This is a genomic window from Noviluteimonas gilva, from assembly GCF_009740395.1.
Lineage (GTDB): Bacteria > Pseudomonadota > Gammaproteobacteria > Xanthomonadales > Xanthomonadaceae > Noviluteimonas > Noviluteimonas gilva.
Map to the genome: position 1 here is coordinate 424,546 of NZ_WOXT01000001.1, position 25,705 is coordinate 450,250.

The following is a 25,705-nucleotide window of genomic DNA, read 5'->3' on the forward strand; positions in this document are numbered from 1 at the left end:
TGCGTGCCTCCACGTTTTCGAATCTCCCCCGATGTCGATGCGCAGCCTGAAGACCCGCGAACGCCTGTCCGAAGTCCGATACGAGATCCGCGGAGAGCTGGCACGACGCGCCCGCGAGCTGGAGGCCCAGGGCCGCACGCTCGTGAAGCTCAACATCGGCAATCCGGGCGCTTTCGGCTTCCGCGCACCGGAACACCTGCAGCGCGCGATCGCCGACGGCATCGCCCACACCGATCCCTACACGCACCAGCAGGGCCTGCCCGCCGCGCGTGAGGCGATCGCCGAATTCCATCGCCGCCGCGGCACGCCGAACGCATCACCCGAACGTGTGTTCGTCGGCAACGGCGTGAGCGAGTTGATCGACCTCAGCCTGCGCGCGCTGCTCAATCCGGGCGACGAAGTACTGCTGCCCTCGCCCGACTATCCGCTGTGGTCGGCCGCGACGATCCTCAACGACGGCCGTCCGGTGTACTACCGCTGCCTGCCGGAAAACGGATTCCTTCCGGATCCAGAGGAGATCGCGAAGCTCGTGTCGCCGCGCACGCGCGCGATCGTGCTGATCAATCCGAACAACCCGACCGGCGCGAGCTATCCGCGCGAACTGCTCGAACGCATCGTCGCCATCGCCGCGAAGCACCACCTGCTGCTGATGTCCGACGAGATCTACGACGAGATCCTGTACGACGACGCGACGTTCCAGCCCCTGGCACCGCTCGCCGGCGACCTGCCCTGCCTGTCCTTCGGCGGCTTGTCGAAGGTGCATCGCGCGTGCGGTTGGCGCGTGGGCTGGGCCGTGCTGAGCGGCGATCCGCTCGCCAGCGGCGACTTCCACCATGCGATGGATCTGCTCGGCGCGCTGCGCTTGTGCGCGAACGTGCCGGGGCAATTCGCGATCGAGCAGGCGCTGCATGGCGTCGACACGATCCGCGCATTGACCTCGCCGGGCGGCCGTTTGCACGACACCCGCCAGGCGTTGATCGAAAGCTGCGATGCGAGCGAACACTTGTCGCTCGTCGCGCCGCAAGGGGCGTTGTACGGCTTCCCCGCCGTCGTCGGCGATGCGGCCGAGGGTTTCGACGATCACGCCTTCGCGCTGGAGATGCTGGAAGCCGAAGACGTGCTGGTCGTGCCGGGTTCGAGCTTCAACGTGCCCTTCCGCAATCATTTCCGCGTGACGCTGTTGCCTGAAGCACCGATGTTGCGCGAAGTGTTCGCGCGCATCGAACGCGTGCTTGCCCGCCGCGCCGAAACCGCGGCCGCGCGCCGCAGTGCGGTGGCGTGATGGCCAAGCCCGCCGGCATGCGGTACCTCGCGCTGGGCGACAGCTACACGATCGGCGAAGGCGTCGATGCGTCCCTGCGCTGGCCCGTGCAGCTCGCGCGCGCCTTGCGCGAGGAGCAGATCGCGCTGCGCGATCCGCGCATCATCGCAACCACGGGCTGGACGACCGACGAACTCAACTCGGCGATCGATGTTGCCGAGCCGCTCGGCCACTGGGACCTGGTGTCGCTGCTGATCGGCGTGAACAACCAGTATCGCGGGCGCACCGTCACCGACTATCGCAGCGAGTTCCGCGCGTTGCTGGCGCGTGCGATCGGGTTCGCGAACGGCCGCGCCGATCGCGTGTTCGTCGTGAGCATCCCCGATTGGGGCGTCACGCCCTTCGCGAAGACCGAAGCGCGCGATCGCGTGAATGTCTCCGCAGAGATCGATGCCTTCAACGCCGTCGCGCGCGAGATCGCGCAGGCGCATGGCGTGGTGTTCGTCGACATCACGCCGGCCAGCCGCGCCAACGCCGCGCAGGTCGCCGAAGACGGCCTGCATCCCGATGGCGCGATGTACACCACGTGGACGCAGCTCGCGCTCCCCGTCGCACGCAAGTTGCTCGCGCAATGACCGACGCCGCGCTGCCGTCGGCCGACGCGCTGCGCATCGCCCGCGCGTTCCTGCCGGATCGTTGGTACGGCAATCGTTCGCTCTACTACTACTCGCGCGTGAAGTTGCGCACCGATCCCTTGTATCCGGGCGTGCTCGATGCGTTGCGCGGTACGTCCGCGCCCGTGCTCGACCTGGGCTGCGGCATCGGCCTGCTCGCGCATGCGCTGCGCACGAATGGCCTGTCGATGCCCTACCGGGGCGTGGACATCGATGCGCCGAAGATCGCGCAGGCGCAGCGCGGCGCGGCGCGTGCGGGATTGCAGGACGTCGCGTTCGATGTCGTCGATCTCGCGCTGGGGATGCCCGTGCACCTCGGCAGCGTCGCGGTGCTCGACGTGTTGCAGTTCGTGCCGCCGCAAGCGCAGGACGCGCTGCTGGAGACCGCCATCGCGTGCATCGCACCCGGCGCGAAACTCGTGATTCGCACGGGCCTGGACGACGGCAGCATGCGTTCGCGCACGACGCGGCGCATGGACATCCTCTCGCGTGTCGTGCATTGGATGCCGTCGGCACCGAAGGCGTATCCGGATGCGGAACGGCTGCGCGCGCGATTCGAAGCCGCGGGTCTGCGTGCGACATTCACGCCGCTCTATGGCAGCACGCCGTTCAACAACTGGCGGATCGTCGCAGCGCGCGACTAGTCGGGCAGCACCGCGCGATAACCCCGCGCCTGCAATCGTTCGAGCACCACGCGCAAGACTTCGACATTGCGCCCGTGTTTCGCGCCTTCATGCAGCAACACGATCGCGCCGGGCGAAAGCTGCCCTTCGATGCGATCGGCGACGCGTTGCGGATCCGAGGCGAACGCATCGTAACCACGCGCACTCCACGCCACGCGCGTAAGGCCGTTTGCTTTCAACACGGACGCGACGAAGGGATTGGCCATGCCGACGACGGCGCGGAACCAGTGCGGCGTGGTGCCCGTGAGTTCGCGCAGGGTCGCCTGCGTGCGCTCGATTTCATCGCGCATGCGCGTGGGCGGCAACGCCCAGAACCAGGCCTGCGGATGCGTCGCGCTGTGATTGCCGATGCCGTGGCCGCGGCGCGCGATTTCGCGCACGAGGTCCGGATGCGCGCGGGCGCGTTCGCCGACGAGGAAGAAGGTGGCCTTCGCATCGAAGGCATCCAGCAGGTCCAGCACCGCGCGCGTGTCCGGCGAGGGGCCGTCGTCGATCGTCAGCCAGGCGACCTGCGCCGGCGTCGGCAGGCGCCGCAGCACCGGGCTGAACAGGGCCGAATCCGGCACCAGCGTCGCCCACCAGAAGGGCGCATGCGAGGCGACCATCGCCGGCAACCCGACCTGCCAGCCGAAGCGCCACCACAGCCACACGACGAGCACCTGCGACGCCACGAGGCACCACGCCCAGGCATGCGGGCGGCGCGGGACACGGCGGGGAGCGACGACCTCGGTCATGGGGCCATCTTGCCTCAAGGCTTACAATGGCGGCTCCCCCCAGCAGTCCCGGAATCGCACCATGTCCCTCGACCCCGCCCTCCGCTCGCGCATCGACACGCTGCTCGCGGACAACCGCATCGTCCTGTTCATGAAGGGACAACCGCAGGCGCCGCAATGCGGCTTCTCGGCGAAGGCCGTGGGCGCGCTCAACTCGCTGGGCATCGACTACAAGCACGTCGACGTGCTGGCCGATCCGGAAATCCGCGACGCCATCAAGCTCTACGGCGACTGGCCGACGATCCCGCAGCTTTACATCGGCGGTGAGCTCGTCGGCGGCAGCGACATCATCGAGCAGATGGCGAACTCCGGCGAACTGCACGGCGCGCTCGGCCTGCCGCCGCCGGATCGCACGCCGCCTCAGATCGAAATCGGCGAAGCCGCGATTGCGATGTTGCGCACCGCGATCACCGATGCCGGCGGCGACGTCGTCGTGCGCATGGACATCGATCCGCAATACCGCACGCGCTTGCATCTGGCGCAGCCGGATCCGAACGCGATCACCACGGTGGTCGACGGCATCCGTGTCGAATTCGACCTCGCCGGCGCACGCCGCGCGAAGGGCCTGCGCATCGATTGGGCCGACGACGCTCGCGGCCGCGGCCTGGTCATCGAGAACCCGAATGCACCGCCGGTCGTGAAGTCGATGACGCCGGCCGAAGCCATCGCACGCCGCGCTGCCGGCACGCTGCGCATCGTCGACGTGCGTCCGTCGGAAGAACGCGCGCTCGCGGCCATCGGCGGCGAAGTGCTGAATTTCGACGACGGCCTGGAACCGATCGACGCGTTGCCGAAGGACACGGCGCTCGCGTTCCTGTGCCACCACGGCAACCGCAGCGCGCAGGCAGCGGAACATTTCCGCCAGCAGGGCTTCCGCGAGGTTTACAACATCGCCGGCGGCATCGACGCCTGGGCGGACGTCGAGCCGGGCGTCGCGAAGTACTGAGTCAGCGCCGCGACAGCAGCGTTCGCACGCCGCGCAGGAACGAGACGACGCCGAGCACGGCGAACATCGCATGCAGGACGACGCGCCCGCGGAAGGGCGCGGACGCTCCATTGGCCTGCATGAACTCGGCCATCTGCCAGAAACCCCAGCCCGCCATCACGACGCCGATGATCAGCAGCCCGATCCCGACGCGCACGTCGGGCTTCGGCGGATGTTTGTATTCGCCGAGCGTCATTTCGTGAACGAGACTTCGAACGAGATGTAGAACGGCGCCTTCTGCGGCACGTAGAACATCTGCCGCGAAAGCTTCTCGTCCATGCACTTGGCCAGCCCGGTGTCCTCGCTGCGCCAGTGGTTGGTCGCGCGGCCCTGCGCGTCGAGTTCGAGCACGACCGTGAAGGACTTCGGCGCTTCGTCCGTGCGGCACGAATCGGCGGCGCGATCGAGCACGCCGGCCTGCGAGCGGCGCAGCATGTCGGCGGAGAGTTTCGACATCCCGGCTTCGTCGCGATCGGCGAGTGCCTTGGCGGCGTCGTAGTCGAGCGTTGCAACGTGAGCGGCGGGCGCGGGAGCCACCGTCGCGGGGGCGGCGGGCGTGGTCGCCGTGGCGGCGAGGAGAATGAGCGTGGTGATCATGCGGCGATGCTAGCGCACTAACCGAATCCACCACCCGCATCCAGCCACGCTTGTTCAGCCGCCGTGCTCTCGCGCCCCAGCACGCGATTGCGATGCGGATAGCGGCCGAATTGCGCGATGACGTCGAAATGCTTCTTCGCCCACCCGCCCTGGTCGCCGTCGGGCATCGCCGCGTACAGCGCCTGCGCGCGCACCTGGTCGGCGTGATCCTCGGAGTGTTCGAACGGGAGGTAGACGAAGATGCGCAGCGCCGGTTCGATCTGCTGGTCGAAGCCGGCATCGACGGCATGCCGCGCGATGCTGCGCGCCAGGCTGTCGGTCGCGTACTGGTGCGCGGTGCCGCGGAAGATGTTGCGCGGGATCTGGTCGAGCAGGATCAGCAGCGCGAGCGTGCCGTCCGCCGATTCCAGCCATGCATCGAGCGAGCGTGATGCCGCGCGGAAATGCAGGTCGTGGAAGCGCGCGTCGCACTCGCTGTCGAATTCGGCGCCGCCGCCGAACCACTTTTTCTGCCCGGCTTCGCGCCAGAAATCGATGATGTCGCTCGGTGTCGTCATTCGTCGAACCTCAGGTGCTTCACGCTCTTGCCGTGGCGTCGAATCAGGCGCAAGGCTTCGATGCCGATCTGGATGTGGCGCTCGACGAACTCCGCGCTCACGCGCGCATCGGACGCTTCGGTCTTCACGCCTTCGGGCACCATCGGCTGGTCGCTGACCAGCAACAGCGCGCCGCTCGGAATGCGATTGGCGAAACCCGCGGCGAACACCGTCGCCGTTTCCATGTCGATCGCCATGCAGCGCATCACGCGCAGGCGTTCCTTGAAGGCTTCGTCGTGTTCCCACACACGGCGGTTGGTGGTGTACACCGTGCCGGTCCAGTAGTCGTGGCCGAGGTCGCGGATCATCGTCGACACCGCGCGTTGCAGCGCGAAGGCCGGCAACGCGGGGACTTCGGGCAGCAGGTAATCGTCGGACGTGCCTTCGCCACGGATCGCGGCGATGGGCAGCACGAGATCGCCGAGTTGGTTCTTGCGCTTGAGCCCACCGCACTTGCCGAGGAACAACACGGCCTTGGGCATGATCGCCGAGAGCAGGTCCATCATCGTCGCGGCATTGGGGCTGCCCATGCCGAAGTTGATCATCGTGATGCCGTCGGCCGTCGCGCTGGGCATCGGGCGGTCCAGGCCGACGACTTCCGCGCCCGTGAGCCGCGCGAAGTGTCCGAGATAGCCGCCGAAATTGGTGAGCAGGATGGTTTCGCCGAACTGGTCCAGCGGCACGCCCGTGTAACGCGGCAGCCAGTTTTCGACGATCTGGGGCTTGTCCTTCATGGCCATGATTATGACCAAAGACATGGTGGCGTTCGCATCGGGCAGCGGATAGCGTTCGGGACTTGCGCCATCAAGGGGATCGACCGTGTTGCTCAAGCCCATCGTTGCCGTCATCGCGACGGTCCTCATCGCCGGCTGCGCAAGCTCCGCGACGAAGTCCGACGCACCCGCCGCCGCATCCGCCAGGCCCAGCTGGCTGGACGATCCGTATCCGAGCACCTACCAGCGCGTGCAATCGCCGCCGGTGCTCATCACCGGCGCGACCGTGCTCACCGGCACCGGCACGCGCCTGGAGAATGCGGACGTGTTGTTGCAGGACGGCAAGGTCGTCGCCGTCGGCACGGGCCTGCAGGCGCCCGCGGGTGCCACGCGCGTGGATGCGCAGGGCAAGTGGGTCACGCCGGGCATCATCGACATCCACTCGCACCTGGGCGTGTATCCGAGCCCGGGCATGAGCGCGCACAGCGACGGCAACGAGATGACCGGTCCGGTCACGCCGAACGTCTGGGCCGAGCATTCGATCTGGCCGCAGGATCCGGGCTTCCTCACCGCGCTCGCGGGCGGCATCACGAGCCTGCAGGTGTTGCCGGGTTCGGCCAACCTCATCGGTGGCCGCGGCGCAACGCTGAAGAACGTGCCGTCGACGACCTACCAGTCAATGAAATTCCCCGGCGCGCCGTGGGGCCTGAAGATGGCCTGCGGCGAAAACCCCAAGCGCGTCTATGGCCAGAAGGGCGGCCCGGCCACGCGCATGGCCAACGTCGCCGGTTACCGCGCCGCTTTCATCGAAGCGGCCGATTACATGAAGAAGCAGAAGGGCGGCGAAGGAAAGGACGCCGAACCGGGCAAGCGCGATCTCAAGAACGATACGTTGGCCGGCGCGATCAACGGCGACATCCGCGTGCACATCCACTGCTATCGCGCCGATGAAATGGCGACGATGCTGGACCTGGCGAAGGAATTCGGCTTCAAGATTTCCGCGTTCCACCACGGCGTGGAGGCCTACAAGATCGCCGACAAGCTCGCCGCGGCGGGCACGTGCGGCGCGCTGTGGGCCGACTGGTGGGGCTTCAAGATGGAAGCCTTCGATGGCATCCAGGAAAACATCGCGCTCGTCGACCGCGCGCCCAACGGCTGCGCGATCGTGCATTCCGACAGCGAGGAAGGCATCCAGCGCCTCAACCAGGAAGCGGCGAAGGTGATCGCCAACGCGCATCGCATCGGCATCGACATCACGCCCGAGCACGCGATCGTCTGGATCACGCAGAACCCCGCCAAGGCGATGGGCATCGACGGCATGACCGGCACGCTCGAGCCGGGGAAGATGGGCGATCTCGTCGTGTGGAACGGCAATCCGTTCACCGTGTACGCGCACGCCGAACAGGTCTACGTCGACGGCGCGCGTTTGTACGATCGCAACGATCCATCGCGCCAACCGAAATCGGATTTCATGCTCGGCCAGGACGACTCGCCTGCTCAGAGCGGGCGCGGAGGTGTGCGATGAACGCTGCACTGAAGACACTCGCCGTCGCGTGCGCGCTCGCCCTGTCGGGCACCGCGATGGCGCAGGATTTGCTCGTGCGCAACGCGAAGGTGCACACCGCGACGTCGCGCGGCACGCTCGAACACGCCGATGTGCTCGTCCGCAACGGGCGCATCGCGGCGATCGGCACCAACCTGCAGGCCGGTGATGCAACGGTGGTCGAAGCCAACGGTCGCGCGCTGACGCCGGCCCTGTTCGGCGGCATCACCGACATCGGCCTGGAAGAAGTCAGCGGCGAAAGCGTCACCGTCGACAGCCAGCAATCGCTCGGCGAAGAAAAGGATCCGGCGGTGCGCCCGGAATTCGACGTCACGCTCGCCTACAACCCCGAATCGGTGTTGTTGCCGGTCGCGCGCGTGGAAGGCATTGGCTGGACGATGCTCGCGGCGGGCTCGACGACGGGCGGTTCGATCGTCGGCGGACAGGGCGGCGTCGTGCGCCTGGATGGCAGCCTCGATCCGCTCGGCCCGAAGGCCTTGTTCCTCTCGCTCGGTGCGGCCGCCTCCAACCTCACCGGCAACTCGCGCGCCGCGCAGTGGATGATCCTCGACCAGCTCGTCGCCGAAGCGCGCGGGCGGATGTCGGCCGATTCGAAGTTCGCGATGCTCACGCCGATGGGGCGCGCGGCGTTCGCGAAGTTCCTGGATCGTCGCGGCCTGATCGTCGTCAACGTCAATCGCGCGGTCGACATCGTGCAACTGCTGCGATGGAGCAAGCGCAACAACGTGCGCGTCGCGGTGACCGGAGGCGCGGAAGCGTGGAAGGTCGCCGATCAACTGGCCGCGGCGAAGGTGCCGGTGTTCGTCGACACGCTCGCCGACTTGCCGTCGGATTTCGACCAGCTCGGTGCGACGCTGGAAAACGCGGCGCGCCTGCACAATGCGGGCGTCGAGGTCGCGATCCAGAGTGCAGGCTCGCATCACGCACGCAAGGTGCGGCAGATGGCCGGCAACGCGGTGGCCAACGGTCTGCCGTGGGAAGACGGTCTGGCGGCGCTGACGCGCGTGCCGGCGCAGGTCTTCGGCGTGGATGGCGAGGTCGGCACGATCGCCGTCGGCAAGCGCGCGGACCTGGTGTTGTGGAGCGGCGATCCGCTCGACGTCACGGCGCTGGCCGAAGCCGTGTGGCTCGACGGTCGTGCGCAGCCGATGCGTTCGCGCCAGACCGAATTGCGCGACCGCTACCTGCATTCGCCCGGCGGCCTGCCGCGCGCGTATCCTGCCGGCTCCGACTGAGGAGCCGGGGAGGTTCCGATGCACGCATTGAACTGGTTGGCGATCGTGGCCGCGGCGGTGTCCGCGTTCGTGTTGGGCGGCCTGTGGTACGGGCCGTTGTTCAAGAACGCGTGGTGCCGCGAAGCGGGCGTGGACCCGAGCGCGCCGCCGAAATCGCATCCGGCGAAAACCTTCGGCATCGCGTTCGTCGCGGCGCTGATCGCCGCGTACGGTTTCGCGATGCTGCTCCACCTGATGAACATCGGGCCGGAGTTGTGGAAGTCGGTGCACACCGGCGTGATGGTCGGCTTCTTCTACGTGGCGATGAGCTTCGGCATCAACTACGCCTTCGCCGGGCGCAGCTTCAAGCTGTGGTTGATCGACGCGGGTTACCACATCCTGCAATTCGCGCTGTACGGCCTGATCATCGGCGCCTGGCACTGACATGGGCGCGCCGCTGCGCTGGTACTTCGACTTCCTCTCGCCCTTCTCCTACCTGCACTGGCAGAAGGTGAAGGGCTTGCGTGCGACGCACGTGGTGGAGCCGGTGCCTGTCGTGTTCGGCGCGGTCCTTTCGGCGGCCGGGCAGAAGGGGCCGGCCGAAATCCCGGGCAAGCGCGAGTTCACCTATCGGCACGTGCTGTGGCAGGCACGTGCCGAAGGCGTGCCGATGACCTTCCCGCCGACGCATCCGTTCAACCCGCTCGGCGCGTTGCGCGCATGCATCGCGGCGGGCAGCACGCCCGAGGCGGTCGATACGATCTTCGATTGGATCTGGCGCGACGGGCGCGCGGCCGACAGCGACGCGGCGCTCGCCCCGCTGCTCGATCGACTGGGCATCGCGCCCGAAGCGATCACCGCTGCGGAAACCAAGACCGCCCTGCGCGCGAACACCGAGGCCGCGATCGCAGCCGGCGTGTACGGCGTACCGACCCTGCAGATCGGCGATCAGCTGTTCTGGGGCAACGACGCGCATCCCTTCGCGCTTGCTGCACTGCACGATCCCGCGGTGCTCGACGATCCGCAGATGCAGCGCGTGTCCACCCTGCCCGTCGGGATTTCCCGCCTGCCCTGAGTTGCGGTAGGGTCCGCGAACTCGGTCACAAATGTTCGCGGGGGAGAGCCGGCAATGCGTATCGGTCTGGTGGTGGATTCGGCGTGCGATCTGCCTGGCGACTATCTGCGTCGCAACGGTTTCACGATCCTCCCCATCACGGTCCGCATCGGCGATGAAACCCGCGAGGACCAGCGCGACGAGCGCGAGACGCTCGAGTTCCTGCGCACGCACGTCGCCGAACGCGGCGCCGAAGCCGAGACCGCGCCGTTCTCCGTCGAACAGATCACCGATGTCTTCCTCAAGAAGCTGGTGATCGATTACGACTACGTGTTCTGCATGACGATCACGCGCACGCGCAGCCCGATCTACGACAACGCGCTGCAGGCGAGTTACGCGATCCTCAACGAATACCGCACGGTGCGTTCGGCCGCCGGCCACGACACGCCGTTCGCGCTGCGCGTGATCGATACGCAAACCTTGTTCGCCGCGCAGGGCATCACCGCGGTGGAAGCCGTGCGCCTGGTCAAGGCCGGCGAAGGCGCGCCGAAGATCCGCGCGCGCCTGGAAAACCTCGCGCTGCACACCTACGGTTTCATGATCCCGCGCGACCTGTATTACCTGCGCGCGCGGGCCCGCAAGAAGGGCGATCGCAGCGTGGGCCTGCTCAGCGCGGCGCTCGGTTCGGCGCTCGACATCAAGCCGGTGCTGCGCGGTTATCGCGGGCAGACCGAGCCGATCGCGAAGGTGAAGGGCTTCGACACCGCGGTGCAGAAGCTCTTCGCGCACACCGCCGATCGCGTGCGCCGTGGCCTGATGACGCCGACGGTCTGCCTGAGCTACGGCGGCGACCTGGCCGAAATGCGCGCCCTGCCCGGCTACGAAGACCTGCGCGTGACCTGCCAGAGCTACAACGTCGAATTGTTCGAGAGCGTCATGAGCCTCACGGGCATGGTCAACGTGGGCAAGGGCGCGCTGGTGGTGGGCTTCGCGTCGGAGCCGCACGCGTTCGAAGCCTGAGGCCTTGACGCCGCGCACGCGGCGGACAAGCCAGCATGTGTGCGTCCCGACAGGAGTCGAACCCGATGACCCGTTATTACCTCAGCCTGCCCGATCCGAAGACCGCGCGCGGCGCCGATGCGAACACCTCGTTCCGCGCGCACGGCGCGGCGGAATTCGCGTCGGAGTTGCAGGATGCATTGCGCTCGACGGCCTTGTTCGAACGTTGGCGCGGCGTGCAGGAAGATCCCGACGATGTGGACCAGGCGTTGGCCGCGGTCGATCCGTCCGCGAGCGTCAGCGGCGAACAGAACGACCTGCGCATCGATCTGGTGGCGACGACCACGTTGCCCGCGAGCATCCTGCGACATCGCCTGCGTCTGCTCGCAGGCGATGGTTGGCAACTGCGGGACGTGGGTGCGTAGTTAGCCCGACGTCGTCGCGCGCTCGCCGACATGCGCGGCGAGCAGTGCCATGCGCCCGTGCACGCCTTCGCGTTCGAACACGTGGTGCAGGTGCGTCTTGACGGTTTCCGGGCTGATGCCCAGTTGCCGCGCGATCTGCTTGTTGCTCATGCCGCGCGCGGCCCAATGCACGATTTCGCGCTGGCGCTCGGTGAGCGACGACCAATCGCCGGTGTGGTCGGGCGTGCCGTGCAACGGGACTTCGGCGATCGGCGCCGGTGCGGGCACGCCGGTGCCGGCATGCAGCGCTTCGAGCAGCAGCTCGGGCGCGACGACGAACAGGCCGGACTCGGCCGCGTGGATCGCCCGCATCACCGTGTCGGGGGAATCGTGCTTGTCCAGGCACGCATGGCCCTGGGATTCGACGCAGTGCTGGAGCGCTTCGACATTCGGGTTGCGATAGAAGTACAGGCGGCGCGGCGCGGGGAGTTGCGGCTTGCGGCGTTCGCGCTCGACCTCGGGATCGTCGCCGTCGAGCAGCAGCAGCGCAGGCTGGCCGTTGGGAGTTTCGCGCGGCTGGCCCGGGGCATAGGCGCCCAGCCAGTCGAATTCGCCCCGCATCGCGAGCAGGCGCTGCATGCGCGCGCGCCATCCCGCATCGAGACCGATCACCAGCACAGGCATTGCAGCCATTACGGGGCCCTTGGTTGGACACAGTGCGGCGCGCCCCCCATTAGCTCTCGCCGCTCACTCGTGAACGCCGGTCTCCCCGCAAACCGGACACGCGGCCATTCCCCCCACACGGCGATTGCGCGGAAGGGGCGGCAAGCAGAGTCTCCAAACCGCAGCACGAGTGTCGAAGTCGTGCGCCTCGTCCTCCGCTGCATGTACCCCCTTCATGCAGCCCACTGGCGACGGAGACCCAAGCTCCGTCGCCTTTTTTTGTGCGGAACGTGAGGCCCGGCGACAATGGTGTTGCCTTCGCGTGAGGACGCCGCATGCCATCCGTCAAACGCCAGACCGTGCTGTCCTGGAGCGGTGGAAAGGATGCCGCGTGGGCATTGCACGCGTTGCGTTCGGCGGGCGAGGTCGACGTGGTCGCACTCGTCACGACCGTCACCTCCGGCTACGACCGCATCGCGATGCACGGCATTCGACGCGATTTGCTGCAGGCGCAGGCGCGCGCGGCGGGCTTGCCCGTGATCGAAGCCGTCATCCCACCGCAATGCGACAACGCAACGTACGAGGCGTCGTTCGCGGCTGCGTTGAGTGAAGCGCGCACGCGCTGGCCAGCCTGCGAAGACATCGCGTTCGGCGATCTGTTCCTCGAAGACGTGAAGGCCTGGCGTGAAGCCTTGTGCGCGCGGCTGAGATGGACGCCGCGGTTTCCGTTGTTCGGTCGCGACACGGCGACCCTCGCGCGCGAGATGATCGAGGGCGGGTTGCGCGCGCATCTGTGTTGCGTCGATACACAACAACTCGATGCGACATTCAGCGGACGCGCGTTCGATGCGCGGTTGTTGGCGGACCTGCCGGCGTCCTGCGATCCGTGCGGCGAGCGCGGCGAGTTCCACACGCTGGTGCACGCGGGGCCGATGTTCGCGCAGCCGATCGCCGTCGAACGCGGCGAGTCGGTGCTGCGCGACGCGCGTTTCGCTTATACGGACTTCAACGCCGCCGCGTGATGCGCGATGTGATCGCCGACGAACGAAGCGACGAAGTAGAAGCCATGGTCGTAACCCGGGCGCATGCGCAGATCGAGTGTGTGGCCGCCTTCGATGCAGGCTTCGCGCAACAGATCCGGTTGGAGCTTGTCCTTCAGGAACGGATCCGCATCGCCCTGGTCGACCAGCAAATGCAGGCGATCCTCTGAAGCGCGCAACAGATCGCACGCATCCCACTGGCGCCACGTATCGGGGTTCTCGCCGAAGTACGCGGGGAACGCTTTGCGGCCCCAACCCCGCGACGCCGAGCAGATCGGCGCGAGCGCCGACACGCTGCAGTAGCGTCCCGGATTGCGCAGCGCGCAGATCAGCGCGCCGTGCCCGCCCATCGAATGACCGGTGATGCCGCGCACGTCGGTCGCGGGAAAGGCGGCCTCGATCAGCGCCGGCAATTCCTGCGTGACGTAGCTGTGCATGCGGTATTGCGCGGACCAGGGCGCCTGCGTCGCATCGACGTAGAAGCCCGCACTCAGGCCGATATCGTCGCCTTCCGCATCCGGCACGCCCGCGCCGCGCGGGCTCGTATCGGGCCCGACGATGATCAAACCATGCTCGGCGGCGTAGCGCTGCGCGCCGGACTTGTTGATGAAGTTCTGCTCGGTGCACGTCAGCCCGGAAAGAAAATACAGCACCGGGCAACGCGCGTTCTGCGACTGCGGCGGAAGGAACACGCTGAAGCGCATCTCGCAGGACGTCGAGGACGCCGCATGCGCCCAGACTTCCTGCGTGCCGCCGAAGCACAAGTGCGATTCGAGCTTGTGCATCAGAAGTGAATCACAGTGCGAATCGATTCACCGCGATGCATCAAATCGAAAGCTTCGTTGATCTGTTCCAGCGGCAAGTTGTGCGTGATGAAGGGATCGAGCTGGATTTCCCCGCGCATCGCCTGCTGCACCATGCCCGGCAATTGCGTGCGGCCCTTGACGCCACCGAACGCCGATCCGCGCCACACGCGCCCGGTCACCAACTGGAACGGACGCGTGCGGATTTCCTGCCCCGCACCCGCTACGCCGATGATGACGCTCTCGCCCCAACCCTTGTGGCAGCACTCCAGCGCCGAGCGCATGACATCGACGTTGCCGATGCATTCGAAACTGAACTCCACGCCGCCGTCGGTCATCTCGACGATGACCTCCTGGATCGGCTTGTCGTAATCCTTCGGGTTGATCGTGTCGGTTGCGCCCTGCGCGCGTGCGAGATCGAACTTCGCCGGATTCGTATCGACGCCGATGATGCGCGCAGCGCCTGCGGCCTTCGCGCCCTGCACCACCGCAAGGCCGATGCCGCCAAGTCCGAACACGGCAACGTTGTCGCCGGGTTTCACTTTCGCGGTGTTGTGCACCGCGCCGAGACCGGTCGTGACGCCGCAACCGAGCAGGCACACTTTTTCGAGCGGCGCCTTCGGATCGATCTTCGCGAGCGAGACCTCCGCGCACACCGTGTATTCGCTGAACGTGCTCGTGCCCATGTAGTGGAAGATGGGCTTGCCTTCGTACGTGAAGCGAGACGTGCCGTCGGGCATCACGCCCTTGCCCTGCGTCGCCCGCACGGCCTGGCACAGGTTGGTCTTGCCGGAGGTGCAGAACTTGCACTTGCCGCATTCGGCCGTGTAGAGCGGAATGACGTGGTCGCCGGGTTGCACGCTGGTCACGCCTTCGCCGACTTCGACGACGACACCGCCACCTTCATGCCCGAGCACCGCGGGGAACAAGCCTTCCGGATCGTCGCCGCTCAGCGTGAATGCGTCGGTGTGGCACACGCCGGTATGCGTGATGCGCACGAGCACTTCGCCGGCGCGCGGCGGTGCGACGTCGATCTCGACGATCTTCAGGGGTTGGCCGGGGCCGAACGCGACGGCGGCGCGGGATTTCATCGGGGGCGTCTCCAAAGCGGCTTGCGATGCGCAAACGTTACCGCATCGTGCGCGTCCGCTGCGCCCGCCGAGTTCCGTTATGCCCTTGATGTCCCCCGGAACCGGCGTGAAGCTCATGCGTTACGCACTCCTTGCCGCCGCTGTCGCGGCACTCGTCCTCGCAGGCTGCGAGGCCAACGCACCGAAGCAGGCCGCCACGACCCCGGCGCCCCCGCTGTTCGAGAACTTCGGACAACTGCATCGCGACATCGGCACGCCCGTGCCCGCCGCGCAGCGTTACTTCGACCAGGGCATGCGCCTGATGTACGGGTTCAACCACCAGGCCGCGGGCAACGCATTCGCGTATGCCGCGCAACTGGATCCGCTGTGCGCGATGTGCGTGTGGGGCCAGGCGCTCGTGCTCGGGCCGAACATCAACCTGCCGATGTCGCCCGATCTCGCACCGCAAGCCACGGCACTCGCGAAGAAAGCACTCTCGCTCGCCGACAACGCGAAGCCCGCGGATCGCGCGTTGATCGAAGCATTGGCGAAGCGCTATGCCGATCCCTCGCCCGCCGATCGTGCGCCGCTCGACAAGGCGTACGCCGAGGCGATGGGCAACGTCGTCGCGCAATTCCCCGACGATGATGACGCGCAGGCCATGTACGCCGAAGCGCTGATGGATCTCACGCCGTGGAATTACTGGACCAGCGGGAAGCCGAACGCCGACACGCCGAAGATCATCGGCGCGATCGAAACGGTGCTCAAGCGCAATCCGCAGCACATCGGCGCGATCCACTACTACATCCACGCGGTCGAAGCGTCCGATGATCCGGCGCGTGCCGAAGCACTCGCCGACACGCTGGGCAATCTCGCGCCCGGCTCGGGTCACCTGGTGCACATGCCCGCGCACATCTACATCCGCACGGGCCGTTACAACGACGCGACGCTCGCGAACTTCCGCGCCTCCACCGCCGACAAGGATTTCCTCGCGGTCTGCAAGGGCAGCAACGGCATGTACCCGCTCGGTTACGTGCCGCACAACTGGCACTTCGCCACCTTGAGCGCGGGCCTGATGGGCGCGCGTGCGCTCGCCACGCAGGCGACGGAGCAGACGATCCAGCGCGCGGACATGGCGCAACTGGACGCGCTCACCTTCATGCAGCACTACGTGGTCGTGCCGATGCAGACCGAAGTGCGCTTCGGACAATGGGACACGATCCTGGCGCGCACGCAACCGCCCGCACCGCAGCCCTATCCGACCGGCATCTGGCATTTCGCGCGCGGCATGGCGCAATTGCGCACGGGCAACATGGCCGAAGCGCAGAAGGAACTCGCGGCGCTGCAACAGCTCGCCGACGATCCGGCGATGGCCAAGTTGATGCTCGGCACCACGAACTACGCCGGCGATCTGCTCAAGGTCGGCGCCGGCGTGTTGCGCGGCGAGATCGCCTCATCGCAGGGCAAGCACGATGAAGCCATCGCATCGCTGCGCGAAGCGGCGAAGATCGAGGATCGCCTGATCTACAACGAGCCCGCCGACTGGCCGCTTCCCGTCAGCAACTACCTGGGCAACGCGTTGTTACGGGCCAAACGCCCGGCCGATGCGATGGCTGCGTTCGAAAACGACCTGCAGAAATTCCCGAAGAACGGCTGGGGCCTGTTCGGCCTGGCGCAGGCGCAGGAAGCGATGGGGAACAAGCAGGCCGCGACCGAAACGCGCAAGCAATTCCAGACGGCGTGGCAGTGGAGCGATACGCAGCTGCAGGCCGCGGTGTTCTGACGCCGGTCAGTACTGGAATTCGGAGAACACGCGGTCGATGTTGCCCGCCCACGGGCCTTCGTACAGCGCGAGCTTGCGTTCGGCCGGTGTCTGGTTCGCTTCGGCGCTTTCGATCAGCGGATCGAGGAACACGCGCTCGTCGACGCCGCTCTTGTTGCGGCGATCGCGGCGCGCCAGGCCGGCGGCGGAAATCTTGAGCGCTTCGATGGCGAGCTCGCGCACGGTCGCCTGCGTGTTGCCCAAACGCGCGGGCAACTTCAATGCATGGCGCGGCACGCCGTCGCGCAGGGCGTGGCGTTCTTCGCGCGAGTAATCCTTCATCAGGTCCCACGCGGCATCCAGCGACGCATCGTCGTACAGCAGGCCGACCCAGAACGCGGGCAGCGCGCAGATGCGATTCCACGGGCCCGAATCGGCGCCGCGCATTTCCAGGTACTTCTTCAGGCGCACTTCGGGGAACGCGGTGGTCATGTGGTCCGACCAGTCGCGCAAGGTCGGCAGCGCGCCCGGCGTGACATCGAGCTTGCCGTCCAGGAACTTGCGGAACGACTTGCCCGACGCATCGAGGTATTCGCCGTTGCGATACACGAAGTACATCGGCACATCGAGCAGATAGTCGGTGTAGCGCTCGAAGCCGAAGCCGTCTTCGAACACGAAGTCGAGCATGCCCGTGCGATCGGGATCGGTGTCGGTCCAGATGTGCGAGCGATACGAGAGGAAGCCGTTCGGCTTGCCTTCGGTGAACGGCGAGTCGGCGAAGAGCGCGGTCGCGATCGGCTGCAGCGCCAGCGACGTGCGGAACTTCTTCACCATGTCGGCTTCGCTCTGGAAGTCGAGGTTGACCTGCACGGTGCACGTGCGCGTCATCATGTCCAAGCCCAGGCCACCGCGCTTGGGCATGTAGTCGCGCATGATCTTGTAGCGGCCCTTGGGCATCCACGGCATTTCGTCGCGGCGCCACTTGGGCTGGAAACCCATGCCGAGGAAGCCCAGGCCCAACTCGCTCGCGACCGCCTTGACCTCGGTGAGGTGCGTGTTGGTCTCGCGACACGTGTCGTGGATGGTTTCCAGCTGGCCGCCGGAGAGTTCGAGCTGGCCGGCGGGTTCGAGCGTGACGCTCGCGCCGTCTCGGACGAGCGCGATCGTGCGGCCATGCTCGCGCACCGGTTCCCAACCGAAACGCACCAGGCCTTCGAGCAATGCTTCGATGCCGCGCTCACCGTCGAAGGTGGGCGGACGCAGGTCGTCGGTGCGGAAGCCGAACTTCTCGTGCTCGGTGCCGATGCGCCAATCGGTGCGCGGCCTGCTGCCGGACGCGAGATATTCGACCAACTCGCGTCGGTCGGTGATGGGAAGCTCGGCGACGTTGCTCAGGCTCGACATCCGGGTCCATCCGTAGCAGGCCCGGCACTATAGTCCCCGGAACGTCCACGCAATCCTCACGCAGGCAGGATGCCGTCGTTCCAAACTTGACACTTGTGCGGGGCGATTCCCGCACACGGGGGGATGGCGTCAGACGTCGAGCCAGTGCGAAACCACGGCGCGCGCTTCGTCCACGCCCTGCTTGGATTCGGCCGAGAAGGTCTGCACCGACACGGTGTCGCCGTACACGCGCGACAGTTCCATGCGCACGGCCTGCAAGGTGTTCGCCGCCGCGCCGCGCGAGAGCTTGTCGGCCTTGGTGAGCACCGCATGCGCGGGGATGCCGCGCTGTGCCGCGTAGTCGATCATCTGGCGGTCGTAGTCTTTCAGCGGGTGGCGGATGTCCATGATGACCACCAGCCCCTGCAGCGCATCGCGCGTGGAGAAGTAGCCGTCGAGGAACTGCTGCCAGTGGGACTGCAGGTCCTTGGGGACCTTCGCGTAGCCGTAGCCCGGCAGGTCGACCATGTGCTTGAACGGCGCCACTTCGAAGAACACCAGCTGCTGCGTGCGGCCCGGGGTCTTGGAGACACGGGCCAGGGCGTTCTGCTGGGCGATCGCATTGAGCGCGCTGGACTTGCCGGCGTTGGAGCGGCCGGCGAAGGCCACTTCGCAGCCCTGGTCGGGCGGCAATTGACGATAGTTGTGCGCCGAAAGCACGTAGCGGGCGCGGGAAAGGGGGTTGGCCATGGGGACAAGGATCGCACGCCGGGCGAGCCCCGGCCGATCGCCGGTTTGACCGGTCAGTGGCGCGCCGTCGATAATCCCGCGCCTTCGCGACCGAAAACCGGTCGGCGACCACTCGGCGTCCCCAACCGCCGGACCCAGCAATTTCGGAGCTTTGCATGCGCCACGCACGCGTCCTCGGCTACGTCGGTCTGTCTGCCGCTTTTGCGGTCGCCGCCGTCGCCTTCGCCCAGTCCACGGTGACCCCGGTTGCGCCCGATGCCCAGGTGCAAACCAAGCCGCTGGTCGAGGCCAAGCCGGTGTGGGGCGACGAGAAGCGCGGCGCCCAGAAGGCCGGTACGTGCGCGGCCTGCCATGGCCTGGACGGCAACCCGACCGATCCGCAGTACCCGCGACTGGCCGGCATGCCGGAGCGCTACATCGCGCACCAGCTCGAACTCTTCAAGAACGGCCAGCGCACCACGGGCATGTCCGCGGTAATGAAGCCCTTCGCCGACGCCCTCACCGCGCAGGACATGCGCGACCTCGGCGCGCACTTCGCCATGCAGAAGGCGGGCGCCGGTGTCGCGGACGACACCAAGATCGCCACCGGCCCCAACGCCGGCATGAAGTTCTACGAAGTGGGCGAGCGCCTGTTCCACCAGGGCGACCTGGCGCGCGGTATCCCCGCGTGCATGGCCTGCCACGGTCCGGCCGGCGCCGGTAACCCGGGCCCGGCCTACCCGGCCATCGCGGGCCAGCAGTCGGCCTATGCGCAGCGTCGCCTCGAGGAATACCGCGCGGGCACGACCGCGCAGACCGATCCGCACCAGTTCAACATCATGGCGTCGGTCGCCAAGCAGCTGACGGATGAGGAAATCCAGTCGCTGGCGAGCTACGTGCAGGGCCTGCACAAGCGCTCCGACGACGCCACCGCAAGCAAATAACCAACGGCCGGAACCTGCGCCGGCGGAAGCTGTCGAAGCGTTCACGACCTTGATCAGCACGCCGGTCCCACACTGTGGACCGGCGTTTTTTTTGACCCCCGAAGGACCCGCATGATCCGTCGCGTCGCGCTTCTCCCGGTGACCCTCCTCCTCGCCTTCGTGCTCCCCTTCGCCGCCTGTGCGCAAACCGCACCCGCGGTCGTCGAGGGCACCGATTACGAAGTGCTCGAAAACCCCGGCACCTTCGACAAGGTGGGCAAGGGCGAGATCGAAGTCGCCGAAGTCTTCGCCTACACCTGCCATCACTGCCACGACCTCGCGCCGAAGATCGACGCCTGGCGCGCGAAGCTCCCGAAGAACGTCAAGGTGCGTTACGTGCCTGCCGGCTACGACCTGGACGATCCCTTCGGCCGCGCGTTCTTCGCCTCGCAGCAGCTCGGCACGCTGTCGCGCACGCACGCCGCCACGTTCCGCGCCTTGCACGACGAGCAAGTGCTGCCGATGAATCCCACCGACGCCGAACTCACGGCGTACTACGCCACCCAGGGCGTCGACGCGAAGAAATTCACCGCCGCGCTCGCGAGCCCGCAGGTCGCGAAGAACATGCAGGCCGCGCGCGACTTCTCGCTGCGCATCCAGCTGCAAGGCACGCCGACGATCATCGTCGACGGCAAGTACCGCGTGCTGGGCCGGTCGCTCGACGACATGCTGCGCATCGCAAGTGCGCTGATCGCCAATCCGCCCCGCTGACCTTCCCTTCCACCCATCCGCCCACCTGACATTCAGGCATCCCGCTGGAGGATCGACCCCATGACCCGACGCGTCCTGCTCCCTCTCCTGCTCCTCGCCCTCGCCGCCTGCGGCAAGACCGAAGCGCCGACCCCCACCGCCCCCACCGCGCAGTCCACCGCCGCGATGCCGGCCAGCGCCGACGAGCCCGCCGCGAGCACGTCCGCCGCGCCGGTCTCGGCCTCGACCGCCGCCCCGGCCCCGAACGCCGCCGCCGACGCCGCCGCGCAACAGGCGCTCGCCGGCGCCAACGATCCCTCCGGCCTGGTCGAAGGCACCGACTACGTCACCATCAAGGGTGGCGAACCGTGGAAGCCGCTCGACGGCAAGATCGAAGTGGTCGAAGTCTTCGGCTACGTCTGCCCCGCGTGCGCCTCGTTCGATCCGCTGGTCTCCGCGTGGAAGTCCAAGCTTCCCGCCGACGTGCGCTTCTCCTACGTGCCCGCGCCGTTCGGTGCGGAGTGGAACCCGTACGCGAAGGCCTTCTACGTCGCCGAATCGATGGGCCTGGTCGATCGCTCGCACAGCGCGCTGATCCGCGAGATCCACCTCACGCAGTCGATGCCGGGCGAAGGCGATCCGGTCGACGAGCAGAAGATCGCCAACTTCTACGGCAAGTACGGCGCGAACCCGAAGGAATTCCTGAGCACGATGAACTCGTTCTCGGTGAGCGCGCAGGTCAACAAGGGCCGGCAGTTCATGATCCGCTCGGGCGCGAACAGCACGCCGACGCTGATCGTCAACGGCAAGTACAAGGTCACCGGCCAGAGCTTCGAAGACATGCTGCGCATCGCCAGCGGCCTGATCGCGAAGGAACGCGCTGCCGCCGGTGGTGCACCGGCCGCCGCGGCGCCGTCGCAGGGCTGATGACGCACCGCCGCCTCAAGCTGCTCAGCGCGAACATCCAGGCCGGGTCGAGTACCCGGCGTTACACGGACTACGCGACGCGCAGCTGGTCGCACGTGCTGCCCGCCGGCAACAAGCGCGGCAGCCTCGATGCGATCGCGCAACTCGCGGGCGGCCACGACATCGTCGGCCTCAACGAAAGCGACCCCGGGAGCCTGCGCTCGGGGTTCACCAACCAGACGCACTACCTCGCGCAACGCGGGGGCTTCGCGTACTGGAGCCATCAGCCCAACCGCAACGTCGGCGGCTTCGCCTCGAGCGCGAATGGCCTGTTGTCGAAGCTCGAACCCGTCGAAGTGCACGACCATCCCCTGCCCGGCCGCGTGCGCGGGCGCGGCGTGCTGGTCGCGCAGTTCGGCAACGGCGACGACGGGCTGACGGTGGCCGTCGCGCATCTGTCGCTGGGCGCCGGTTCGCGCGCATCGCAACTGTCCTTCATCGCCGAGCTGCTGCACGACCATCCGCACGCGATCCTGATGGGCGACTTCAACTGCGATCCGGACCGGCCGGAAATGCAGCAGCTGTACAAGCGCACGCGCCTGCAGCCGCCGTCGCTGTGCGTGCCGACTTTCCCGAGCTGGCGGCCGCAGCGCGCGATCGACCACATCCTCACGACGGGCGATTTGCAGGTCGCGCGGATGGAAGCGTTCGCGGCGGCGTATTCCGATCATCTCGCGATCGCCGCGGAGATCGACGTGCCGGAACACGCGCTGCGCTGACGTGGGCGAACTCAGGAATTCCTGACGTCCGTTGAAGGTCTTTCCTGACTGATCGATTCACGAGGGCTCGGCTATAGTCGGCCCAGGTCGTTCGTCTCCCCCAACGGATCGTCCATGCTGCGACATTCCCTGCCGCTCTTCGTCGCCCTTTTGTGTTGTTCGTCTTCGGCGATCGCACAGGAAGGCAAACCCGCGCCCGCCAGCCCGGCCACCGGCAAGATCGTGCCGCCGCCGCTGCGCAACGCGCCGATCAAGGTCGTGCCGCAACGCGACCAGATCCGCGATGCGTTCGCTGCCGCCGAGCGCGGCACGCTGTCGGCGGGGCAGATGGCGGCGCTCGCCAACCATCCGCTCGCAGGCTGGGTCGAGTTCGCGCAGCTCAAGCGCGACATGGACACGCTTCCCACGCCACGCGCGCAGGCATTCCTCGCCAAGTACAAGGGCCAGGCGCTCGAAGGCGCGTTCCGCGACCTGTGGCTCGCCGCGCTCTCGCGTCGCGAGGATTGGCCGGCGTTCCGGAGCGCGTGGTCGTCGTCGATCAAGGACGACGCATTGCGCTGCGCGGAACTCGAAGCGCGCGCAGCGACCGGAAACACCGATGCCATGTGGACGGCCGACGCGCAGGCCATGTGGCGCAGCACCGGCAAGGCGCTGCCGGCGGCGTGCGACGCGCCGTTCGCGGTGTTGGCCTCGAAGGGTGGTTTGACCGACGCGATGCGCTGGGAGCGCATCGAAGCCGCGGCTAACGCGTGGCAACCGTCGGTCATGCGCAGCGCCGCGCGCGGGTTGCCGGCTGCGGATCTCGCACTGGCCAACGACTACGCCGCGTTCTTCGAAGCGGTGCACGATCGCGCGCTGACGTGGCCGAAGACGCCGCGCAGTCGACTGATGGCTTCACAGGGCCTCGCGCGCATGGCGAAGTCGGCGCCGATACTCGTCGACACGCAACTGCCGAAGTTCGCGAGCGCGCTGGATTTCACCGAAGCCGATCGCGCACGCCCGCTGTACCAGGCGGCGCTGTGGACGGTGGCGTCCTACGAACCCGATTCCGCGCGTCGCCTCAACGCCGTGCCCGAAAGCGCGTACGACGACCGCCTGCACGAGTGGCGCCTGCGCGAAGCGATGTCGCGCAGCGATTGGCCGGCCGCGCTCGTCGCCGTCCGCAAGATGGGCGACAAGCAGCGCAACGATTCGCGCTGGACCTACTTCCAGGCGCGACTGACCGAGATCGCCGGCGACAAGGCGGGCGCGCAGGCGCTGTATCGCGAGGCCGCGCGCAAGCCGGAATTCCATGGCTTCCTCGCCGCCGATCGCATCGGCCAGCCGTATGCGCTGTGTCCGGTCGACGTCACGCTGGGCACGCCGCAGCAGGCGGCGATCGCGCGCGATCCCGCCATCATTCGTGCGATGGCGCTGTACCAGGCCGATCGCCCGGGTTGGGCGCAGCGCGAATGGGACGAGGCGCTGTCGCGTTTCGACGACACGCAGCGGCGCCTGGCCGTCGCGGTCGCGCAGGACCATGGATGGTTCGACCGCGCGGTGTTCGCCCTCGGCAAGAAGCCCGAGGAAACGCGGATGTATGGCCTGCGCTTTCCCTTGCACCACGACGCGACGATCCGCCGCGAGGCGACGAAGAACGGGCTCGATCCCGCGTGGGTCGCCGCCGAGATTCGTGCCGAGAGCGTCTTCAATCCGAACGCGCGCTCGGGCGCGAACGCGATGGGCCTGATGCAGGTCCTTCCCGCGACGGGCCTGGCCACTGCCAAGCGCATCGGCCTGCCCTGGAATGGCGTGTCGACGCTGTACGACCCCGACGCGAACATCGCCATCGGCACCGCGTACCTGCGCCAGCTGTACGACAAGTACGGCCCGCCCTACATGGTGCTCGCCGGCTACAACGCGGGCCCCGCGCCGCTCGGCCGCTGGCAGGCGCAGCGGCCCGGCATGGATCCGGATTTCTGGATCGAGACCATCAGCTACAAGGAAACGCGCGAGTACGTCGCGCGCGTGCTGGCCTTCAGCGTGATCTACGACTGGCGCCTCAATGGCGATGCCGCGCCGGTGAGCGATCGCATGCGCGGGCGTGCGGGCACCCGCAAGTCCTTCGTCTGCCCCACGGCGGTCGCCGCGAAGTAGCCCTAGAATCAGGCCGATGGAGACCTATCTCGTCGGCGGTGCGGTGCGGGATCGCCTGCTGGGGCTGACGGCGGGCGATCGCGATTACGTGGTCGTCGGTGGCACGCCCGAGGCGATGCTTGCGCAGGGTTTCAAACCGGTGGGTCGCGACTTCCCGGTGTTCCTGCATCCGAAGACCGGCGAGGAGTACGCGCTCGCACGCACCGAACGCAAGTCCGGCCGCGGGTATCGCGGCTTCGTCGTCGATGCCGATCCCGGCGTGACGCTCGCCGAAGACCTGCAGCGGCGCGACTTCACCATCAACGCGATCGCGCAGGATGACGACGGCGTGCTCGTCGATCCCTGGCATGGTGCGCGCGACATCGAGCAACGCGTGCTGCGGCACGTTGGGCCTGCGTTCGTCGAGGATCCGTTGCGCGTGTTGCGCGCGGCGCGGTTCATGGCGCGCTTCGCCGATCTCGGGTTCACCGTCGCGCCGGAGACGATGGCGCTCATGCGCGAAATCGTGGCGTCCGGCGAGATGGCCGAGCTCGTGCCCGAGCGCGTGTGGCAGGAGTTGGTGCGCGCGCTCGCGTCGAAAACGCCGTCGGCCTTCCTGCGCACCTTGCGCGACTGCGGTGCGCTGGCCGTCGTGCTGCCCGAGGTCGATGCGTTGTACGGCGTGCCGCAGCGCGCGGAGTATCACCCCGAAGTCGACACGGGCATCCACATCGAACTGGTGTGCGACATGGCTGCGACGCTCGCGCCGGGCGATGCGGTGGTCGGCTTCGCCGCGCTTTCGCACGATCTCGGCAAGGCGCTGACGCCGGAAGACGTGCTGCCCAAACACCTCGGCCACGAGCACGCGGGCCTCGCACCATTGCAAGCCTTGTGCGATCGCCTGAAGGTCCCCTATCAACATCGCGACCTGGCGAAGATCGCCTGCCGCGAACACCTCAACGTGCATCGCCTGTTCGAGTTGCGCGACCGCACCGTGCACGAGTTGCTGCAGCGTTGCGATGGCTTCCGGCAGCCGGCGCGGCTCGCGCAGCTCGGCCTGGTTTGCGAATCCGACAAGCGCGGCCGCACGGGGCTGGAGGATGCGCCCTATCCGCAGCGCGAGGAGCTGATGCGCCTGCTCGATGTCGCGCAGTCGGTCCGCGCCGCCGATGTCGCGCGCGAAGGCCTCGAAGGTCCCGCATTCGGCGAAGCGCTCGCAAAGGCGCGCATCCAGGCCATCCACCAGGCCCGCACGCCCGCCTGAT

Annotated in this window: 28 protein-coding genes; 18 read left to right on the forward strand and 10 right to left on the reverse strand. The window is 67.4% G+C overall.

All coding sequences use genetic code 11. The features are described from left to right. Positions 1-31 precede the first annotated feature (31 nt). Genes GN331_RS01935 through GN331_RS01945 form a run of 3 tightly spaced genes read left to right on the forward strand, consistent with a single transcriptional unit; the run spans position 32 to position 2,579 of the window. Positions 32-1,282 (forward strand): aminotransferase class I/II-fold pyridoxal phosphate-dependent enzyme, encoded by a 1,251-nt coding sequence (locus tag GN331_RS01935; protein ID WP_156639843.1) that lies wholly within the window; start codon positions 32-34, stop codon positions 1,280-1,282. Then, a complete protein-coding gene (locus GN331_RS01940) occupies positions 1,282-1,896 on the forward strand; it encodes an SGNH/GDSL hydrolase family protein (RefSeq protein WP_231734315.1) in 615 nt (204 codons plus the stop codon). The genes GN331_RS01935 and GN331_RS01940 overlap by 1 nt, the downstream gene beginning before the upstream one ends. A gap of 11 nt (positions 1,897-1,907) precedes the next feature. Then, positions 1,908-2,579, forward strand: a complete 672-nt coding sequence (locus tag GN331_RS01945; RefSeq protein ID WP_425489269.1) for a class I SAM-dependent methyltransferase — start codon at positions 1,908-1,910, stop codon at positions 2,577-2,579. Here GN331_RS01945 and GN331_RS01950 read toward each other — a convergent pair. Continuing rightward, positions 2,576-3,352, reverse strand: a complete 777-nt coding sequence (locus GN331_RS01950; protein ID WP_156639847.1) for a polysaccharide deacetylase family protein — start codon at positions 3,350-3,352, stop codon at positions 2,576-2,578. The genes GN331_RS01945 and GN331_RS01950 overlap by 4 nt on opposite strands. Before the next feature lie 61 nt (positions 3,353-3,413). Here GN331_RS01950 and grxD point away from each other — a divergent pair, with 61 nt between their 5' ends. Further along, complete coding sequence (gene grxD / locus GN331_RS01955) at positions 3,414-4,337, forward strand: Grx4 family monothiol glutaredoxin (RefSeq protein WP_156639849.1); 924 nt, start codon at positions 3,414-3,416, stop codon at positions 4,335-4,337. A 1-nt stretch (position 4,338) separates the two neighbouring features. On the opposite strand, the gene GN331_RS01960 is transcribed toward grxD, so the two are convergent. From GN331_RS01960 to GN331_RS01975, 4 genes are read right to left on the reverse strand one after another with little or no spacing between them, the layout of a single operon-like run. Next, complete coding sequence (locus tag GN331_RS01960) at positions 4,339-4,572, reverse strand: hypothetical protein (RefSeq protein WP_156639851.1); 234 nt, start codon at positions 4,570-4,572, stop codon at positions 4,339-4,341. Beyond that, entirely contained in the window at positions 4,569-4,973 is a 405-nt protein-coding gene (locus tag GN331_RS01965) for a hypothetical protein (protein WP_156639853.1), read from the reverse strand. Before GN331_RS01965 ends, GN331_RS01960 begins: the two co-directional genes overlap by 4 nt. Positions 4,974-4,990: 17 nt before the next feature. Continuing rightward, entirely contained in the window at positions 4,991-5,530 is a 540-nt protein-coding gene (locus GN331_RS01970; protein ID WP_156639854.1) for a DUF924 family protein, read from the reverse strand. Beyond that, positions 5,527-6,303, reverse strand: a complete 777-nt coding sequence (locus GN331_RS01975; RefSeq protein ID WP_156639856.1) for an AMP nucleosidase — start codon at positions 6,301-6,303, stop codon at positions 5,527-5,529. The genes GN331_RS01970 and GN331_RS01975 overlap by 4 nt, the downstream gene beginning before the upstream one ends. 112 nt (positions 6,304-6,415) lie before the next feature. Between GN331_RS01975 and GN331_RS01980 the strand changes: the two genes are divergently transcribed. The 6 genes from GN331_RS01980 to GN331_RS02005 all read left to right on the forward strand — a co-directional run bounded on the left by GN331_RS01980 (position 6,416) and on the right by GN331_RS02005 (position 11,538). Beyond that, positions 6,416-7,807, forward strand: a complete 1,392-nt coding sequence (locus tag GN331_RS01980) for an amidohydrolase (RefSeq protein ID WP_331713395.1) — start codon at positions 6,416-6,418, stop codon at positions 7,805-7,807. Between the two features lie 56 nt (positions 7,808-7,863). Continuing rightward, positions 7,864-9,081 (forward strand): amidohydrolase family protein, encoded by a 1,218-nt coding sequence (locus GN331_RS01985; RefSeq protein ID WP_231734365.1) that lies wholly within the window; start codon positions 7,864-7,866, stop codon positions 9,079-9,081. An 18-nt stretch (positions 9,082-9,099) separates the two neighbouring features. Then, positions 9,100-9,504 (forward strand): DUF1761 domain-containing protein, encoded by a 405-nt coding sequence (locus tag GN331_RS01990; RefSeq protein WP_156639860.1) that lies wholly within the window; start codon positions 9,100-9,102, stop codon positions 9,502-9,504. A 1-nt stretch (position 9,505) separates the two neighbouring features. Next, complete coding sequence (locus tag GN331_RS01995) at positions 9,506-10,135, forward strand: 2-hydroxychromene-2-carboxylate isomerase (protein ID WP_156639861.1); 630 nt, start codon at positions 9,506-9,508, stop codon at positions 10,133-10,135. Positions 10,136-10,189: 54 nt separating this feature from the next. Then, on the forward strand, positions 10,190-11,134 hold the full coding sequence (locus GN331_RS02000) for a DegV family protein (protein WP_156639863.1): 945 nt from the start codon (positions 10,190-10,192) through the stop codon (positions 11,132-11,134). A gap of 65 nt (positions 11,135-11,199) precedes the next feature. Beyond that, complete coding sequence (locus GN331_RS02005) at positions 11,200-11,538, forward strand: hypothetical protein (RefSeq protein WP_156639866.1); 339 nt, start codon at positions 11,200-11,202, stop codon at positions 11,536-11,538. Here the strand turns inward: GN331_RS02005 and GN331_RS02010 are convergent, their stop codons facing one another. After that, positions 11,539-12,210: a helix-turn-helix transcriptional regulator gene (locus GN331_RS02010; RefSeq protein ID WP_156639868.1), complete on the reverse strand. Its 672-nt coding sequence runs from the start codon at positions 12,208-12,210 to the stop codon at positions 11,539-11,541. Positions 12,211-12,515: 305 nt separating this feature from the next. On the opposite strand from GN331_RS02010, the gene GN331_RS02015 reads away from it, so the two are divergent. Beyond that, on the forward strand, positions 12,516-13,202 hold the full coding sequence (locus tag GN331_RS02015) for a Dph6-related ATP pyrophosphatase (RefSeq protein ID WP_156639870.1): 687 nt from the start codon (positions 12,516-12,518) through the stop codon (positions 13,200-13,202). Here GN331_RS02015 and fghA read toward each other — a convergent pair. Both fghA and GN331_RS02025 read right to left on the reverse strand, forming a co-directional pair. After that, the gene (gene fghA / locus GN331_RS02020) at positions 13,175-14,005 is read right to left on the reverse strand and encodes an S-formylglutathione hydrolase (RefSeq protein WP_156639872.1); all 831 of its coding nucleotides are present in this window, start codon (positions 14,003-14,005) and stop codon (positions 13,175-13,177) included. The two genes, GN331_RS02015 and fghA, sit on opposite strands and share 28 nt — an antisense overlap. Next, positions 14,005-15,114, reverse strand: a complete 1,110-nt coding sequence (locus tag GN331_RS02025) for an S-(hydroxymethyl)glutathione dehydrogenase/class III alcohol dehydrogenase (RefSeq protein WP_156639874.1) — start codon at positions 15,112-15,114, stop codon at positions 14,005-14,007. Before GN331_RS02025 ends, fghA begins: the two co-directional genes overlap by 1 nt. An 88-nt stretch (positions 15,115-15,202) precedes the next feature. Here GN331_RS02025 and GN331_RS02030 point away from each other — a divergent pair, with 88 nt between their 5' ends. After that, positions 15,203-16,876 (forward strand): tetratricopeptide repeat protein, encoded by a 1,674-nt coding sequence (locus tag GN331_RS02030; RefSeq protein ID WP_156639876.1) that lies wholly within the window; start codon positions 15,203-15,205, stop codon positions 16,874-16,876. 6 nt (positions 16,877-16,882) lie between these two features. Here the strand turns inward: GN331_RS02030 and GN331_RS02035 are convergent, their stop codons facing one another. Together GN331_RS02035 and yihA are read right to left on the reverse strand one after the other, a co-directional pair. After that, complete coding sequence (locus GN331_RS02035) at positions 16,883-18,259, reverse strand: glutamate--cysteine ligase (RefSeq protein WP_156639878.1); 1,377 nt, start codon at positions 18,257-18,259, stop codon at positions 16,883-16,885. Between the two features lie 129 nt (positions 18,260-18,388). Next, a complete protein-coding gene (yihA, locus tag GN331_RS02040) occupies positions 18,389-18,988 on the reverse strand; it encodes a ribosome biogenesis GTP-binding protein YihA/YsxC (protein WP_156639879.1) in 600 nt (199 codons plus the stop codon). A gap of 155 nt (positions 18,989-19,143) precedes the next feature. Here yihA and GN331_RS02045 point away from each other — a divergent pair, with 155 nt between their 5' ends. The 6 genes from GN331_RS02045 (at position 19,144) to GN331_RS02070 (ending at position 25,704) form a co-directional block, all read left to right on the forward strand. Beyond that, entirely contained in the window at positions 19,144-19,911 is a 768-nt protein-coding gene (locus GN331_RS02045; protein WP_156639881.1) for a c-type cytochrome, read from the forward strand. Between the two features lie 111 nt (positions 19,912-20,022). Then, positions 20,023-20,661: a thiol:disulfide interchange protein DsbA/DsbL gene (locus GN331_RS02050; protein ID WP_156639883.1), complete on the forward strand. Its 639-nt coding sequence runs from the start codon at positions 20,023-20,025 to the stop codon at positions 20,659-20,661. Positions 20,662-20,721: 60 nt separating this feature from the next. Continuing rightward, the gene (locus GN331_RS02055) at positions 20,722-21,567 is read left to right on the forward strand and encodes a thiol:disulfide interchange protein DsbA/DsbL (protein ID WP_156639884.1); all 846 of its coding nucleotides are present in this window, start codon (positions 20,722-20,724) and stop codon (positions 21,565-21,567) included. A gap of 20 nt (positions 21,568-21,587) precedes the next feature. Next, on the forward strand, positions 21,588-22,325 hold the full coding sequence (locus tag GN331_RS02060; RefSeq protein ID WP_425489270.1) for an endonuclease/exonuclease/phosphatase family protein: 738 nt from the start codon (positions 21,588-21,590) through the stop codon (positions 22,323-22,325). Positions 22,326-22,439: 114 nt separating this feature from the next. Further along, the gene (locus tag GN331_RS02065) at positions 22,440-24,461 is read left to right on the forward strand and encodes a lytic transglycosylase domain-containing protein (protein WP_156639889.1); all 2,022 of its coding nucleotides are present in this window, start codon (positions 22,440-22,442) and stop codon (positions 24,459-24,461) included. Positions 24,462-24,477: 16 nt separating this feature from the next. Then, complete coding sequence (locus tag GN331_RS02070; RefSeq protein ID WP_156639891.1) at positions 24,478-25,704, forward strand: multifunctional CCA addition/repair protein; 1,227 nt, start codon at positions 24,478-24,480, stop codon at positions 25,702-25,704. Position 25,705: the final 1 nt, after the last annotated feature.

Excerpts from the sequence above, each read along its gene's own strand:
- fghA (WP_156639872.1), bottom strand. The coding sequence starts at position 14,005 with ATGCACAAGCTCGAATCGCACTTGTGCTTCGGCGGCACGCAGGAAGTC.
- grxD (WP_156639849.1), top strand. The coding sequence starts at position 3,414 with ATGTCCCTCGACCCCGCCCTCCGCTCGCGCATCGACACGCTGCTCGCG.
- GN331_RS01990 (WP_156639860.1), top strand. The coding sequence starts at position 9,100 with ATGCACGCATTGAACTGGTTGGCGATCGTGGCCGCGGCGGTGTCCGCG.
- GN331_RS01975 (WP_156639856.1), bottom strand. The coding sequence starts at position 6,303 with ATGAAGGACAAGCCCCAGATCGTCGAAAACTGGCTGCCGCGTTACACG.
- GN331_RS01950 (WP_156639847.1), bottom strand. The coding sequence starts at position 3,352 with ATGACCGAGGTCGTCGCTCCCCGCCGTGTCCCGCGCCGCCCGCATGCC.
- GN331_RS01960 (WP_156639851.1), bottom strand. The coding sequence starts at position 4,572 with ATGACGCTCGGCGAATACAAACATCCGCCGAAGCCCGACGTGCGCGTC.
- GN331_RS02005 (WP_156639866.1), top strand. The coding sequence starts at position 11,200 with ATGACCCGTTATTACCTCAGCCTGCCCGATCCGAAGACCGCGCGCGGC.
- GN331_RS01965 (WP_156639853.1), bottom strand. The coding sequence starts at position 4,973 with ATGATCACCACGCTCATTCTCCTCGCCGCCACGGCGACCACGCCCGCC.
- GN331_RS02050 (WP_156639883.1), top strand. The coding sequence starts at position 20,023 with ATGATCCGTCGCGTCGCGCTTCTCCCGGTGACCCTCCTCCTCGCCTTC.
- GN331_RS01985 (WP_231734365.1), top strand. The coding sequence starts at position 7,864 with ATGGCGCAGGATTTGCTCGTGCGCAACGCGAAGGTGCACACCGCGACG.
- GN331_RS02070 (WP_156639891.1), top strand. The coding sequence starts at position 24,478 with ATGGAGACCTATCTCGTCGGCGGTGCGGTGCGGGATCGCCTGCTGGGG.
- GN331_RS02025 (WP_156639874.1), bottom strand. The coding sequence starts at position 15,114 with ATGAAATCCCGCGCCGCCGTCGCGTTCGGCCCCGGCCAACCCCTGAAG.
- yihA (WP_156639879.1), bottom strand. The coding sequence starts at position 18,988 with ATGGCCAACCCCCTTTCCCGCGCCCGCTACGTGCTTTCGGCGCACAAC.
- GN331_RS02035 (WP_156639878.1), bottom strand. The coding sequence starts at position 18,259 with ATGTCGAGCCTGAGCAACGTCGCCGAGCTTCCCATCACCGACCGACGC.
- GN331_RS02055 (WP_156639884.1), top strand. The coding sequence starts at position 20,722 with ATGACCCGACGCGTCCTGCTCCCTCTCCTGCTCCTCGCCCTCGCCGCC.
- GN331_RS01940 (WP_231734315.1), top strand. The coding sequence starts at position 1,282 with ATGGCCAAGCCCGCCGGCATGCGGTACCTCGCGCTGGGCGACAGCTAC.
- GN331_RS01935 (WP_156639843.1), top strand. The coding sequence starts at position 32 with ATGTCGATGCGCAGCCTGAAGACCCGCGAACGCCTGTCCGAAGTCCGA.
- GN331_RS02000 (WP_156639863.1), top strand. The coding sequence starts at position 10,190 with ATGCGTATCGGTCTGGTGGTGGATTCGGCGTGCGATCTGCCTGGCGAC.
- GN331_RS02015 (WP_156639870.1), top strand. The coding sequence starts at position 12,516 with ATGCCATCCGTCAAACGCCAGACCGTGCTGTCCTGGAGCGGTGGAAAG.
- GN331_RS02030 (WP_156639876.1), top strand. The coding sequence starts at position 15,203 with ATGTCCCCCGGAACCGGCGTGAAGCTCATGCGTTACGCACTCCTTGCC.
- GN331_RS02065 (WP_156639889.1), top strand. The coding sequence starts at position 22,440 with ATGCTGCGACATTCCCTGCCGCTCTTCGTCGCCCTTTTGTGTTGTTCG.
- GN331_RS02045 (WP_156639881.1), top strand. The coding sequence starts at position 19,144 with ATGCGCCACGCACGCGTCCTCGGCTACGTCGGTCTGTCTGCCGCTTTT.
- GN331_RS01995 (WP_156639861.1), top strand. The coding sequence starts at position 9,506 with ATGGGCGCGCCGCTGCGCTGGTACTTCGACTTCCTCTCGCCCTTCTCC.
- GN331_RS02010 (WP_156639868.1), bottom strand. The coding sequence starts at position 12,210 with ATGGCTGCAATGCCTGTGCTGGTGATCGGTCTCGATGCGGGATGGCGC.
- GN331_RS01970 (WP_156639854.1), bottom strand. The coding sequence starts at position 5,530 with ATGACGACACCGAGCGACATCATCGATTTCTGGCGCGAAGCCGGGCAG.